The organism is Rania fehmarnensis (genome assembly GCF_056494185.1).
Genome location: NZ_CM151398.1, coordinates 6,668,184 through 6,682,609, shown reverse-complemented (window position 1 = coordinate 6,682,609; position 14,426 = coordinate 6,668,184). Strand labels below are relative to the sequence as shown.

At 56.2% G+C, this 14,426-nt stretch carries 10 protein-coding genes; 4 read left to right on the top strand and 6 right to left on the bottom strand.

The features are described from left to right. Nucleotides 1-9: 9 nt before the first annotated feature. The 3 genes from SH573x_RS22695 to SH573x_RS22685 all read right to left on the bottom strand — a co-directional run bounded on the left by SH573x_RS22695 (nucleotide 10) and on the right by SH573x_RS22685 (nucleotide 5,145). The gene (locus tag SH573x_RS22695; RefSeq protein WP_479350094.1) at nucleotides 10-1,251 is read right to left on the bottom strand and encodes a DUF1573 domain-containing protein; all 1,242 of its coding nucleotides are present in this window, start codon (nucleotides 1,249-1,251) and stop codon (nucleotides 10-12) included. Nucleotides 1,252-1,585: 334 nt separating this feature from the next. Continuing rightward, entirely contained in the window at nucleotides 1,586-4,024 is a 2,439-nt protein-coding gene (locus SH573x_RS22690; protein ID WP_479350093.1) for an O-antigen ligase family protein, read from the bottom strand. Next, nucleotides 4,021-5,145 carry an MraY family glycosyltransferase gene (locus SH573x_RS22685; RefSeq protein WP_479350092.1) on the bottom strand — a complete coding sequence of 375 codons (1,125 nt, stop codon included), beginning with the start codon at nucleotides 5,143-5,145 and terminating at the stop codon, nucleotides 4,021-4,023. The genes SH573x_RS22690 and SH573x_RS22685 overlap by 4 nt, the downstream gene beginning before the upstream one ends. A gap of 96 nt (nucleotides 5,146-5,241) precedes the next feature. Here SH573x_RS22685 and SH573x_RS22680 point away from each other — a divergent pair, with 96 nt between their 5' ends. Then, nucleotides 5,242-5,442: a hypothetical protein gene (locus tag SH573x_RS22680; protein WP_479350091.1), complete on the top strand. Its 201-nt coding sequence runs from the start codon at nucleotides 5,242-5,244 to the stop codon at nucleotides 5,440-5,442. Here SH573x_RS22680 and SH573x_RS22675 read toward each other — a convergent pair. Genes SH573x_RS22675 through SH573x_RS22665 form a run of 3 tightly spaced genes read right to left on the bottom strand, consistent with a single transcriptional unit; the run spans nucleotide 5,431 to nucleotide 8,559 of the window. Then, a complete protein-coding gene (locus SH573x_RS22675) occupies nucleotides 5,431-5,982 on the bottom strand; it encodes a DUF4416 family protein (protein ID WP_479350090.1) in 552 nt (183 codons plus the stop codon). The two genes, SH573x_RS22680 and SH573x_RS22675, sit on opposite strands and share 12 nt — an antisense overlap. Beyond that, entirely contained in the window at nucleotides 5,966-7,483 is a 1,518-nt protein-coding gene (proS, locus tag SH573x_RS22670; protein ID WP_479350089.1) for a proline--tRNA ligase, read from the bottom strand. Before proS ends, SH573x_RS22675 begins: the two co-directional genes overlap by 17 nt. Before the next feature lie 47 nt (nucleotides 7,484-7,530). After that, nucleotides 7,531-8,559: a lysylphosphatidylglycerol synthase transmembrane domain-containing protein gene (locus SH573x_RS22665; protein ID WP_479350088.1), complete on the bottom strand. Its 1,029-nt coding sequence runs from the start codon at nucleotides 8,557-8,559 to the stop codon at nucleotides 7,531-7,533. 697 nt (nucleotides 8,560-9,256) lie between these two features. On the opposite strand from SH573x_RS22665, the gene SH573x_RS22660 reads away from it, so the two are divergent. From SH573x_RS22660 to SH573x_RS22650, 3 genes are all read left to right on the top strand, one after another. Further along, the gene (locus SH573x_RS22660) at nucleotides 9,257-9,664 is read left to right on the top strand and encodes an endonuclease domain-containing protein (RefSeq protein WP_479350087.1); all 408 of its coding nucleotides are present in this window, start codon (nucleotides 9,257-9,259) and stop codon (nucleotides 9,662-9,664) included. A 218-nt stretch (nucleotides 9,665-9,882) separates the two neighbouring features. Then, the gene (locus SH573x_RS22655; RefSeq protein ID WP_479350086.1) at nucleotides 9,883-12,897 is read left to right on the top strand and encodes a protein kinase domain-containing protein; all 3,015 of its coding nucleotides are present in this window, start codon (nucleotides 9,883-9,885) and stop codon (nucleotides 12,895-12,897) included. Then, nucleotides 12,894-14,393 (top strand): hypothetical protein, encoded by a 1,500-nt coding sequence (locus tag SH573x_RS22650; protein ID WP_479350085.1) that lies wholly within the window; start codon nucleotides 12,894-12,896, stop codon nucleotides 14,391-14,393. The genes SH573x_RS22655 and SH573x_RS22650 overlap by 4 nt, the downstream gene beginning before the upstream one ends. The last annotated feature ends 33 nt before the right edge of the window (nucleotides 14,394-14,426 follow it).

Below are 14,426 nucleotides of genomic sequence, written 5' to 3'. Positions count from 1 at the left end.
CTTGGCTGGTCAGTTGACGATGACGCGCAAGTTCAGCTTGACTTCGGGAATGTCCGGGTGATTGGTCTTGAAGATCACTTTACCAAAGTTCTTGCTGTTGGTGCCAGGGAACATGACCTCACCGGCATCTTTGGGGACCTTCAGCGTGATGGGATAGATGACTTTGGTCAGCTGCTGCTTGGGCTCGTCGATCGTAACCTGCATCGTTCCAGGTTCGCTTCCGCCCACTTCGACTTTGAAGTTGTTGCGATGGTCGCCTTGGATAAATAGGTAAACTCGGCGAGTTACTTCGGTGCCACTGGCGATCGTGCCAAAGTCCAGCACAGCCTTTTCGACTTCGAAGTTGGGACTGGGCAAGAAGCCGATATCGCCGACGATCGCGCCGTTGACGGGCAAGTCCACGTTGGACACATTTTCGATATTGGTATCGACGATCAATCGCGAGTCGATGGGGCCCAGCGGCATGCCGTTTTTAACCATCAAGTCGATGCGGGCGGCACCTTTGGCGCGCTCATGATGTTTGAAGAGGTTCAAGTCGACTTCGATCGGCGTGACCTTGATATCGACCATCTTGGCCGTCTTTTCATCGCCCCACGTAACGCTTTTGACTTCCAGCGGTACTTCACCGTAGCCAAACACAAACGCCGATCGCGATGTGCCTTGACCGACAGGGATATCACCAAAGTTAATTTGCGGAGGCTCGATCAAAATCGTGCGGGCCACAATGCCTTTGACCGACAGCAACACCGCGCGGTGATCGGGATCATTGGTGCGAATGGTGGCGGTCTGGCTGAATTCATCCAACACCCCGGTGGCTTTCCATTCGAGAGTGACTTCGGTCTCTTCACCCGGATCGAGTGACGAGTCGGCCAGTTTGCCGATGGTGCAGCGACAGCTAGAACCCGAAACGGTCAACTCCATCGGCGCGTCGCCGATGTTCTTGAACAGAAAGCTATGCGTTTTGGTACTGCCTTGTTGCATCGTACCAAAGTCGTGCATGGTGCCGCCAGGAATCTGCACCTTGGGCGCTTTGCCGCGTGGGGCACTCGACGCGGCCGCTTCTGGTTCGACCGGCGTCACCGCGACCGCTTCGGCTGGAGTTGCCTCTGTACCCACTTTGCTCAAGTTCATCAGGGCGTCGATATCGCCGAAGCGTTCATCTGCCTGTCCGTACTCGAAGGTGTGCTGCAAATAGCCACCACCCAGCCCCAGTAAAGAAGCCAGCACGATTGCCACGATTAAGCGAGCCATTTTGTCTCCTTTCGCTCCGCGAAAGGCAACTGCGCCGCCGCCTAAGTCGGAGTTCAAGTAAGGAAGATTTGATTTACGAGTGCAGTTACAGTTTTCTGTGCGTCAACGCCAGGCTTTGTCTCAAAACACGTAGCAGCGTTTCTCCGAAACGCTGTTTATCTGCGTCCACGTAGCAGCGTTTCTCCGAAACGCTGTTTATCTGCGTCTCGGAGAGACGCAGCTACGTTTCTCCGAAACGCTGACTATCTGTGTCTCGGAGAGACACAGCTACGTGGTTCCGAAACGCTGTTTATCTGCGTCTCGGAGAGACGCAGCTACGTGTGGAGTGACGCAGCTACGTGGTTCCGTCGCCAGCTGGTTTCGGGACATCCGTGTTAGTACGAGCCAAGTTACACAATGGTTCAGCCTTCGCCCATGGGGAGCTGGAGACGGGGCGGACAATCGCTGAGTCTGGAAAAGTTTGCGATAAGGGGCGCGGCAACCAGACTTGCTGGGCCGCTAACTGGCGATTGACGTGTGGCGTAGCCTGGCTGAGGGTCACAGCCTGATCGGCGGCTTGTTGACTCTGCTGGCGGAAGCTGGCGGCCGAGTCGGGGTTGGGGTGAATGTTCGCCAGCAGGCCAAGGGTCACGGCGCGCTGAGCCCAAATGGCGACGCTGCTGGGATAACAGTCGCTGGCCGCGGCATAGTAGCCGGCGGCGGCTTCGATTTGCACCAGCGCCTCAGGCCGGTCGAGCGAATAGACAGCTGCAGCCAAGGCCAGCGCATTTTCTCCACGCAGATTCCAACTGAGATACGAATTTTCATCGGCGCCAATCATTTCGTCGGAAGCTTGCTCCACGCTGGCAGCGAGTTCGCGGTAGCGGTCTAACTGTCCGTCGCTGGCGGCTTGCTGGGCCGATGAGGCCAGCACTTGGACTAGTAGGGTGCGGGCACTGGTCGAGAATGTATCACTGGCCACAGCCAAGCGCGCCGCTTCTTCGGCGCGGCGGGCATCACCTTGCCGCCAGGCTGCCGCGGCGACTTGTTCTTGACTCCAACTGGAGTTAACTGGCACCCAAGTTCCAAAGTAGAACAGACCCATCGCCACTGCACATGTTACGAGCTGCGCTAACGACCACTGCTTGGTTGAGGATTGCTTGGTGGAGGACTGTTCAGTGGCGGATTGTTCGCTAGAAGTGGGTGAAGGCAAGGCGATGGCTAGCCAGGCTGCCCACGGCAGAGCGATCCCGCTGGCTTGCCAACTACCGGTGGCTAGTAAGCAGACGACCATTACCGATGCTGCCGCGAAGGCACCAAGCTTGAGTGTCCGCTGGCTGACCGATAGCGGTTGCAGGGCCCACAAACAAGCCAGGCTGACTACTAGCCCCAACAGCGCGGCTTCCAGATCCAACATTTGACCGACCAGCAACTGCATGATCGAGGTCAATACAAAAGCGAGCCCCGCTCCTAACCAAAACCAGTTGGTGGTCGTAGTCTCACGCGCAGGGTTGTAGCTGGTTGAATCGTCTGCGTGTTCCATGGTGCGCAGAGCTTGTAACGATGAGAGCGCAATCCGCAGCAGCGCGAGCAGGGTGACGATCAATACCAACACCGAGCAGCACGCCGCCAGGTCAAAGATCCAGTTGTGTGGATCGGCAACGACTTCGCTGGCCTCGGGCACTTTGTAGCGCGGATAAAAGGTTTGAAAACTTCCCAGGCCCACGCCGGTTAATGGATAGCTAATAATCATGCGCGTAGCCGCTTGCCAATACTGCAAACGAAACGCCACGCTCATCGGTGCTTCGCTCAAGATTTGCGCATCGCTGGCCAACAAACCCACCAAGCCTGCGAGCATCAATAAAGCTACCACCGCCGCGGCTATGCCATAGGTTTCTAACTTGCGTCCTAAGAACATGCCGTGGCTGCGCCGCATTGAGAAATACAACGAGGGCAGTCCGACGACTATTACGGACAAATAAGCTGTGCGGCTCTTGGTCAACAGCCAGGCCACGATGATCAAGGCCAAGATGAACCAGATCAGCCATGGTTTCCACTGTTGAGCGGCAACCTTTGCAATGGTGCCCTTACTAAGAATGAACATCAACAGAGCCAATATCGTAGCGCTCAAGGGCACTGCCAGCGAATTGGTTAACGCAAAAGTACCGGTGGGCTCAAAGCTACCTAGCAAACGACTCTCATACTGCGTTCGCAATTCACTACCGGGAGGCGCATCGATGTTGGCTCGCTGCAATTCTGCATCAGGGTTGCTGAGGTAAGCGGCGCGAGACTCGGGCATACTGACAAAATACTGATGCAGCGCGTAGGTGGCTTGGAAGGCAGCGCACATAACTAACAGGCAGGCAAGAGAGCGCGACTGGGCTCGACCGTCGGCCACTTGCCGAACGAGCAGGGCAAACATCAACAGTCCGATCACATGCCAAAACCCGTTCAAGGCCGCGCGGCCATCAGCGTTTTGAAGTGCAAACAAAGTGCTAACCACCAGGCCCAGCACGCCCACACCGAGCACGACCAGGTCAAGCGCGCGGCGTGGCAAAAACACAAGGCCACACAGAGAGGCCAATCCGCCGGTTATCAGAATCAATAGTACTTGCGGTAGTGTTTCACCTGCATACACACTGACCGAATCGGCAGGGATGAACAGCGTGGTTACGATGACTGCGGCGATCAAACCGCCGAACCAGTTGCGGGCTCGACTCAGCCAGGAAGTCGCCTCGACTTTGGCAGTGGCTGATTTGGATCGCGCTGTGGATCGTGTTGTGGATTGCGTCACGGTTTGCGTCCTACCGACTCGAGGACGCCGACCAAACCCAGCACGCAGGCTGTACTGACCACCACCAGCAGCGCACCGACAATATCCACGCGCGGCAAGAGCAGTGCACCAATGGAACAGGTGGCCGTGGCCAGGTAGATCGTCAACACGGCTTGCTTTTTGGTCATCCCCAAATCGACCAGGCGATGTGAGAAGTGACGCTTGTCGCCTTCGAACGGACTGCGACCTTCACTGAGCCGAATGTAGATAACGCTGAGCATATCGTAGAGCGGAACAGCTAAGACACACAAAGGAGCCAACACCGCATGCGGACTAGCGCCTTTGGTACCAGCATAGGTGGCTAACAACGTCGCAATGGCAATCCAGTAGCCGACAAAATAACTGCCCGCATCACCCATAAAGATCTTGGCCGGCGGCCAGTTGTGTTTCAAGAATCCTAGCAAGCCACCTACTAAGACCAACAACATGGCGGCCACAAATAGTTGCGGACCACGCGCCGCGGTATCAATGTTGGTCAACAGCATGATGGCCAACATCGAAGTTGAGATCACCGCCACCCCGCCACTCAACCCATCCATATTGTCAAGCATATTGAAGGAGTTGATCAGGGCCACAATCCAGAACACGGACAACAATCCAGTCAACCACGGCGCGTCAATAAAAGCAGTGAAACGCAAATCTATAAAATAAACACAGAATGCAGCCACTGCGAATTCAACCGCGATACGGACTTGCCATGGCAAGCCGCGGCGATCATCGGCCAGCCCCAACAGCATCAGCACTGTGCCACCACCCAAGATTCCCCACAGCGCCGGCATCTTGGCCAGCAGACCATCCAAGTGCTGGCTCAATTGTTCCGGCAACCAATCGCTCAGACCACTGTTGTGCTTGGTTAACCAGACGGCCAAAGAACCGATCGCAAAAGTGAGAGCGACTCCAGCCCAAATGCCCAGTCCACCACCCAACGGAATCGGCGTCGAGTGCACTTTACGGGCACCCGGTTTATCGAGCAGACCTAGACGTTCTGCTGCTCGTCGCACCAGTCCCACAGCGATGACGCTAATGGCCAAAGCCGGCAGCACAGTTACCAAGAGCAAGGTCATCAACGAAAAGCTGGACACAACAAGTTAATCTTTCATCTGCGGAAGCGCTCGTAGCCGAAGTCGCCAGACTTTGGGTTCTTGTAGCCGAAGTCGCCAGACTTTGGAGGCGTTATCGTGGTTCATCCAATCTCTGGCGAGATCGGCTACGGTTATCGTGGTTCATCCAATCTCTGGCGAGATCGGCTACGGTTAGCGTGGTTCATCCAATCTCTGGCGAGATCGGCTACGGTTAGCGTGGTTCATCCAATCTCTGGCGAGATCGGCTACGGTTATCGTGGTTCATCCAATCTCTGGCGAGATCAGCTACGGTTTTAATCGTTGGCGTACTTCGATCAGGAATGCATGATAATCGGACCGCAAGTAATCTGGATAGGTCCAAGGTCGTCCGTGCCAGGCGCGTTGGTCGTAGTACAGACATTCTTCAGCATAGATGCCATCGCGCAAATAGATACGATGGCGTCGATCTTTGGTACTGGCCAGGACAACTTTCATGGGTGTGACGTAGCCGGGATCGATATTCAGCGGTCGCTCTTCGGGATACTGGCCGGCGGCCGAGAACTCGATCTCCCACGCGTTGCTGGCCAGCTTGGTATCGGCCAGTCCCGCGGGGTCGTATTCACCGCGGATGGCCAGCAGCTGCTTCTTGAGGCCTGGGCCCATCAAGCGCTCGTAGTAGGCGGTTTCGGTAAAGTCGAAGATGGGGCTGGCTAGTTGGATCGCTCCCCAACTGGACTGGATGCGAGCGGTGATCCAGTCGAGAGCTTCGGGATAGCGGCTGAAGACAGCCGCGATCAGAATCGTTGGCGGATGTGGATGCGGCGTGCCCACGCTGATTGGCTCAGTAAGCTTTGGCAAACACGGCGCGTTTTCCACTGGGCTTACCGGTCACGAAACACGGACCGCCGGTATCATCGCCGCCGACAGGAATACAACGAATCGTGACTTTCAATTCGTTGAGCAAGTCGGCCACTTCAGCTTCGGACGAGAAGTGGCACATGGCAAAGCCGCCATGGATCTCGGGCTGGTCCGCATTCTTGGATGTAAAGTACGCGCGGAAATCATCGACCGTGTTGATGGTCACTGTATTATCGGCTCGTAACTTGGCAGCGCGATCGAACAGGTTCTGTTGCATCTCGCCGAGCATATTGGCTACGCTGCCGACAAACTCGCTGCGACTGAGGCTGGTCTGCTGACCCGTATCGCGCCTGGCGACAAAGACGGCATCTTTGGCGATATCTTTGGGACCAACTTCGACGCGCAGCGGCACGCCGCGTTTAACGTGGTACCACTTCTTTTCGCCGCCGCGCATGTCGCGATCATCGATCGACACTTCCAGACGCAGATCACCAAAGCTCTGCGCGGCTAACTCTTTGCGCAGGCTTTGGCAGTAATTGAGTACTTCCGTGCGCTGAGCATCGTCGCGATAGATCGGTAGAATGACCACATGCGATGGAGCGAGTTTCGGTGGCAAGACCAAACCGTCATCATCGGCGTGCGTCATAATCAGCGCGCCGATCAAACGCGTGCTCACGCCCCACGAAGTGGTCCAAGCGTAAGCCATCTGCCCGTTTTGATCTTGGAACTTGATCTCTTGAGCTTTGGAAAAGTTCTGTCCCAGAAAGTGACTGGTGCCCGCTTGGAGTGCTTTGCGATCTTGCATCATGGCTTCGATCGACAGTGTCATATCGGCGCCAGGAAAACGTTCGCCGGGAGTCTTCTCACCTTTGATTACTGGCACAGCCATATAGTTTTCAGCAAAGTCGGCGTAGACTTCCAGCATCTTGCGAGTCTCTTCGAGCGCTTCCTCGGCGGTGGCATGCACCGTATGACCTTCTTGCCATAAGAACTCAGCCGTGCGCAAGAAGAGGCGCGTGCGCATCTCCCAACGCACCACGTTGGCCCATTGATTGATGAGGATGGGCAAGTCGCGATACGATTGGACCCATTTGGCGTACATGGCACCGATGATCGTTTCGCTGGTTGGACGCACGATCAACGGTTCTTCCAGCGGACCGGCTGGACGCAAGCCGCCGTTGGGATCCGGTTCCAAACGATGATGCGTGACCACGGCACATTCTTTGGCAAAGCCTTCAACGTGCTGCGCTTCTTTCTCCAGAAAGCTCATGGGGATGAACAAGGGAAAGTAGGCGTTTTGATGGCCGGTATCTTTGAACATGCGATCGAGCACGCGTTGCATGTTTTCCCACAGTGAATAACCCCAAGGTTTGATCACCATGCAACCGCGCACCGGCGAGTTCTCGGCCAGGTCTGCGCCCTTGATAACCTGCTGGTACCACTCGGGATAATCCTGACTGCGAGTGGGTTCGATAGCGGTCTTGGCAGGTTTATTGTTCATCCATTACTTCCTTCGACTAACGTTCAATCTTCTTCAGCTAGATTCCTTCATTCGCGCCCAGAGGCCGCCTCAGGGTTGGCATTGGCCTGGAGCGCAGCCAACTCCTCGCGTTTGCGTCGCGAATGTTTCCATTCTTGGCGAACCAAAAGCAACGTAGCCAGGATGGCTGGGGCGATGTAATAGACCAAGCGAAAGACCAGCAAGCCGGCGGTCACCGCAACTTTGGTCGAATCGCCATCATTGGCATGTTTGGCTAGCAGTTCCAGGATCACCAGCTCCAGCACACCAAAGCCGCCCGGTACGTGCAACATGACCACGACAATCATGGCCGCCAAATAACTCACCAGCACAGTCGAGTAGTTAACAGTGCCCGGCGGCAAAAGCACATACAGCACGAGCGAGGCCAAAGCAAAATCGGTAGCCGATACGCCCAGTTGGAGCAGGGACAAGCGAAACGGCGGAAACGCGAATTCTTGGTTCCCGATGCGAATGGGCCGACGAATAAACAATGTGGCCGCCAGGTACATGCCGACCACACCCAAAAAGAAGTAACCGTACCAATGCGGATCGAAGTGCAATAGTTCGCGGTATTCTTCAGGCAAGCGCACGGGCAAGACCACAAAGGCGATCCCGGCCAGCAGGAACATGCCCAGCCAGAAGGTGACCGATAGAATGGAGACCAGGGCAATGATCTCGATCAGCCGAAATCCCCAGCTGGCATACAGTCGAAAACGAATAGCTGTGCCGCCGATCATCCATCCCAGAACGTTGCTCAGCGCGTAGCCAATAATCGCGCCGACCATTACTTTTCGCAGCGGCAATTCCTTTTTCAGGTACCGCACCGCGATCAAATCGTAGCCGGTCAGCACGACGAAATTGATGGCGGTAAAGCCCACAGCCAACCAGATTTGATGGGCCGGAATCGTGCCAATGCCGTCCAAAACCTGTTGCCAGGTAATGTCCGAGAGTTTTTTCCGCACCAAGATGACTGAGACAATCATCAGGGCCAGAACGGCAGTGTACTTGGCAATCTCACCAGCAGGCCCCCAACTGGGTGACTCGCTCTTGGTTGCCAAGGGTTCTACCTTTTTGCTATCTATATCCATGTGCGGCCGGTTGAGTAACGATAGTGGTCAAGCCCGACAGTCGAGCAAGCCACGAGGCGGGTTGATGAGGATTGTAGTTGCTTTTCTCTCTGGGCGGGAGTCACCTCTCCAAGGCTTCGCCTTGGGGAGGTCGAATCGAGCCGTGCGAGATTCGGGAGGGGTCTGGGAAGTGGAGGTGGTTAACACCGCAGGCGTCTTGCCTGGTGCCGTGCCCCCTCCCGCCGACGACGGCTGAACGCCTCGTCGGCGACCTCCCCCGCTGCGCGGGGAAGGTGACCGCCACCTCTCCAAGGCGAAGCCTTGGGGAGGTCGAATCGAGGCTTTGCGAGATTCGGGAGGGGTCTGGGAAGTGGAGGTGGTTAACACCGCAGGCGTCTTGCCTGGTGCTGTGCCCCCTCCCGCCGACGACGGCTGAACGCCGCGTCGGCGACCTCCCCCGCTGCGCGGGGGAGGTGACGTCACCTCTCCAAGGCTTCGCCTTGGGGAGGTCGAATCGAGGCTTTGCGAGATTCGGGAGGGGTCTGGGAAGTGGAGGTGGTTAACACCGCAGGCGTCTTGCCTGGTGCTGTGCCCCCTCCCGCCGACGACGGCTGAACGCCTCGTCGGCGACCTCCCCCGCTGCGCGGGGGAGGTGACGCTACAATTACTTCACATAAGGAGTAACGAAATGACTAAACAACTAGTGGAACTAGCACGTGAATTGCGGCAGCGACAAACCAAAGCTGAATCGCTACTCTGGAATGTTCTTCGTGCTTACCGTTTATGTAATAAGAAATTTCGACGGCAACATCCCATCGACCCATTCATCGCCGACTTCGCTTGTTGTGAATTGATGCTGATCGTGGAAATCGATGGCGGATACCACGACTACATGTACGAAGATGACGTCGGACGCCAAGCCTACCTCGAAAAACTCGGATGGCGCGTTGTGCGGTTTTCCAACGAAGATGTCATAAGCGATGTTGAGGCCGTTTCAATCGCGATCGCGAAAGTATTGGGCTTGGAACCAACTTTTAAACCACGCCTTAAAGTTCGTTCGGGCATGCGTTCACCTAACGCAAGAAAGCCACGCTAGTACCGCGGGAGTCTTGCCTAGCGCAGTGCCCCCTCCCGCCGACGACGGCTGAACGCCGCGTCGGCGACCTCCCCCGCTGCGCGGGGGAGGTGACGGTCACCTCTCCAAGGCTTCGCCTTGGGGAGGTCGAATCGAGGCTTTGCGAGATTCGGGAGGGGTCTGGGCGACGGTGGAAACACCGTGTGCCAATGCGGTATTAACTTCGGAACACATTTAAAATGCCTCGTGATGTCGACAATACTGATATGGCTCCTGATGCTCTGCGGCATTTAACCGACGAGCAAACGGAGAGACTATCGGCTGTGCTGGACGACTATCTGGCTCGTTTGGAAGCTGGTGATGCCCCCGATAGAGAGTCTCTACTGGCAAAGCATCCTGATATCCGCGAGTCTTTGGAGCTATACCTGGGCAAACTGGGCGAGCTTCACAACTTTGCGGCCGGTTTCTCGCCCCATTTGGCTGGTGCGGATGCCACAACTGATACTGATCATGGCCAGCGCGATGCGACTCAGGTTCCGCAGCTGATGCGAGATGCGGAGGCGCCCGCTGTTTCGACCAAAGTTCTGACGGGCGATTTCGGTGATGACAATCCAGTGGGCCGGAAGCTGGACGACTTTCAATTGCTGCGCGTCATCGGCCGCGGTGGGATGGGCATCGTCTACGAAGCTCAGCAGATCTCGCTCAAACGCCGAGTGGCGATCAAGCTGTTGCCGCTGATCTCGGTGCTCGACGCGCGGCAGATCACGCGTTTCAAGAATGAAGCTCAAGCGGCTGCCAGTTTGCAACATCCGCATATCGTGCCGGTCTATGCGGTAGGCAATTTTCGCGGCGTGCATTACTACGCCATGCGATACATCGATGGCCATCCGCTGGATGCCATCATCGCGGCCCTCCGCTCGCAAATACCGGTTCGAGGTGCCTCATCCGATGCGGTTAAAGAAGAAGTATCAGCGATTGACAAGACGCTCATCAGCGAAGGCCAATGGAGCTGGCCGCCGGCCTATCAGCGGGTCGTCAAGTTGGGAATCCAAGCCGCAGCAGCGTTAGCCGCAGCCCATGAAGAGGGCATCATCCATCGCGACATCAAGCCCTCGAACTTGATGGTTGACAAGCAGAACAAGCTGTGGATCACCGACTTTGGATTGGCTCGACGCATGACCGATCATTCGTTAACTGCGACTGGTGATGTGGTCGGTACGTTGCGCTATATGAGTCCTGAGCAAGCTCGCGGACAAGCGGCGCTGGTGGATGGTCGCTCGGACGTTTATTCGCTGGGTACAACGTTATATGAGTTGCTAACGCTCGAACCAGCCATCTCGGGCGATAACTCGCCGGCCATGCTGCGGGCCATTGAGACGACCAAGCCCACGCCGGTGCGTCAGCTGCGCCCAGACGTGCCGCGTGACTTGGCGACGGTCATCGAGAAGGCTATGTCCAAGGCGCGCGAGGATCGTTATCTCACCGCGCAAGAGTTGGCGGATGATCTGACGCGCATCCAGGAAGGTCGACCGACTCTGGCCAAGCCTCCAGGGTTAATGTTTCGCGGCGTCAAATGGATTCAACGCAATCAAGCTGCGGCGCGCCTGGCAGCGTCGATCAGCCTGGTGTCGTTGCTGTTTCTGGCGGTTGGATTGTGGATCGTGATCTCCAGTCGCATTGAAACGGCCAACAGTCGTCGCGACCAGGCTCAACAAACGAAATCGTTAGAGACCACCAAACAGCAAATACTGGAACTGGAAAAAGAGGCGGCGCTGATTCCCGGTACTCAAGCGCTGCGTACAAAGATGATCAATCAAGTACTGCGGCTGTACAGCGACTTCGCCATGCAGCAGCGCCAGGCGAACGGGACAAGTACCGAACTAGCCACGGCGCTGATCGAGATGGGACTGCTGAGCAACAAGCTAGGCAAGCACGATGATGCGGAAAAATGGCTGACCGACGCACAGCAATTGGCTCGCCAATTGGTGATCCTCAAACCGCGTGAGATCGCAGCTCGCCGAGAACTAGCGCGGGCCACCGATGGCTTGGCGCAAGTTGCGCAAGGCAAACAAGACTATGGCCCGGCCCGCACGCTTTCTGAAGAAGCGGTGCGCTTGCAGAATGAGCTGTGTGCCTTGCACCCAAACAACGGTGCATTAATGTTGGACCTGGCTCACTTCGCTAACAATCTGGCGCTGGTGCAGATAAAGCTGGGTGAAGACCAAGCGGCACGCACCAACTTGCAAAGCCTGGTCGAGCGACTCGAGCCCAACGTGGCCCAGTTGCCCAGCTTGGCCCAATTTACAAAGGGCGAGCGCTTACAAACGCAGCTCATCCTGGCTGCGGCTTACACGAACCTGGCGCATGTCGTTGGGGACCGAGGTCAGCGGGCTGAGTATCATGCGCGGGCGCTCGAATACAACTTGGAAGTAGCACGGCAAACCGAAAACATAGTTTTGCAGAGCGAACTGGCTGTCAACTACAGCAACTTAGGCAAGGCGCTGTCGGATGATGGCCAGATCGAACAAGCCGCCAAAGAGTATGCGGCTGCCGTTGAGATCAGCCAACTGCTCGTGAAAGTGGATCCCAGTAACGAGTTCTTCGTCGGTACGCTCGCCGAAGGTTTGAATAACTTGGGGATGGCTGAATTGAAACTCAGTCGACAGGGCAGTGGGCGGCGACCAGCAGAACTGGATAAGTCGCTCATGCATTTGAGCCTCGCTATCGAGCAAGAAGAATCGCTCATGCAGCGGCACCCCAACGATGCACAGCTCCGTCACGAATTGGGTGGCATGTACAACAACCTGGCCAAGGCACAAGAAGCCGCCGGTGCTGACGAGCAGGTGGAAGCTTCGTACCACCGCGCCATTGAGAACCAACAGCTGGCGATCCAGGCGGCTCCCGATGTACCCGATTATCGAAATTTTCAGGATACACACTTGCTGAATTACTGGCGTTGGCTGGTCGGCCATTCGCGATTTGATTCAGCTTTATCCATTATTGATCAGCAGCGGAAATTGTGGCCAGCCGGGCATGCCAAGCAATTGGCGCTGGCTAAGAACCTGGCCGCCCAAGCCTTGGAATTGGCTCGCCGCGATGCCCCTGCAGGCATCACCGAGCAATTTGCTGCCTTGGCAAATGAAACGATTTCGCTGGCCCAAGAGGCAGGGGCTGGTGTACAATCGATCATTACTGAGGAACCCTTCTTATCTCTAGCGAACCTCAAGTCACTGACGGAACGAGCACGCCCATGAAAACTCATCTGACTAACCGGGCCAGTCGATTGAAGAACCAGGCTCGACGTTTATTATGCGAGCGGCTGGAACGTCGTTACGCAATGCACGCGATGCCCTGGGGATATGACTTCTTTGACGATTCCGATGCGGCCCAGGCGATTACAACGGCAGAAAATATTGCTACCAGCGATGACGTGGCTGGTTCATGCAGTTGGGGATCTAAAGGCCTGAAAGCCGAGGGTGAAGACTCTATCACCGGCAATATGATCCCCAACGGTGCGCGGATAGTACAGCCATCGCAGTTTCATGGTGTCGGTGATTTTGGTGGTTTTGGTGATCGTGCTTGGGGTGAGCGTGGTCCAGCCTTGAACGTCACAATCCGAGTCAATTGGAATTCAAGCTTTGACACCTCAGCCAAGATTGAATCCAGCAGTTCGGCTAAAGCCGAGTCAGGCAACCTGGCCGACCAGGCATCGTTAGGTGTTCACGACGAGTCACTAGTTAACCAGGTGTCGCTGTCGACGAGCGGCTCATCGATGGGCGTGACGGCCAATCACAGCTCCAGTGCTCAACCGTCGTTTCATGCACCAGCGTCCAATACCGCTGCTAGGCCATCGAGTGTGCTGATCAGCGAAGCGTTGCTTGGGTCTAACTTGACCAGTTCCGCGGGTCGGGCTGCGAGCGTTTCTTTTGTGCCTGACAACGTTGTTCTCAGCGAACGAGCCTCGCCCACTGCCACTCCCGACTTGAGCAATATCGGCGCAGCCATCGTAAAGCAGTCGCAGACGATCGATCGGGCTGCGAGCACGAATCTGTTCCATCAAGCGACCAGTAGTTACAACAGTGCTCGTACGCTGAGCGCTAACACTGCGCCGGTATCACAACTACCGCTGGATGTTCCAACTACTGAACAAACTAAAGTCGATACCAGCTCGGATGAATCGGCCGGAATTTCTGGCGCCTTGCAGTCGGTAATTGAGAACTTGGCGCAGGAGCGCGAAGTTCAACGCAACTCAGCAGCGCGACATGCCAGCGAAAGCGGCTGGGATGACGAACTGGCACACGATGCAATCGCACGTGCTCACCGCGATGTAATTCATGACGACGGATTGCTGGAACTAGCCACACTGCCGGAGCGTATGGCCAATACCGAATCGCTAGAACCATACGCAGCCATCGAAGGTACCCGTGCTGATCGACTGAGCATGACGCTGGTGCAAGTTGGATCGATTCACGAGTTTGAATTGGCCGGCGAGAATCTGGGTAACATCGACCTGATCGCTAATCCCGAGCAGATGTTAACAGAAACAACCGGGCACGCCGTGGCCGCTGTGGATCAATGGCATGCGGATCAGCCAACCAGTCTAGAAGCAGCCAATGAAACCATCGATAGCGATATCTCGGTCCTCAATCGTAGCACGCTGCCGCTGAGCTTTTTGGCTTTAGGCGGAATGTTGATCGCCAGCCGACGAAGGTTTAAACGCAAGGTCCCGGGAGGGCGAACGTCCTCGTGAGCCCAACACCGCCCCGAACAACGGAAACCGTCC

Coding starts and splice junctions, on each gene's coding strand:
- SH573x_RS22695 (WP_479350094.1), bottom strand. CDS start 1,251: ATGGCTCGCTTAATCGTGGCAATCGTGCTGGCTTCTTTACTGGGGCTG.
- proS (WP_479350089.1), bottom strand. CDS start 7,483: ATGAACAATAAACCTGCCAAGACCGCTATCGAACCCACTCGCAGTCAG.
- SH573x_RS22660 (WP_479350087.1), top strand. CDS start 9,257: ATGACTAAACAACTAGTGGAACTAGCACGTGAATTGCGGCAGCGACAA.
- SH573x_RS22655 (WP_479350086.1), top strand. CDS start 9,883: ATGCCTCGTGATGTCGACAATACTGATATGGCTCCTGATGCTCTGCGG.
- SH573x_RS22650 (WP_479350085.1), top strand. CDS start 12,894: ATGAAAACTCATCTGACTAACCGGGCCAGTCGATTGAAGAACCAGGCT.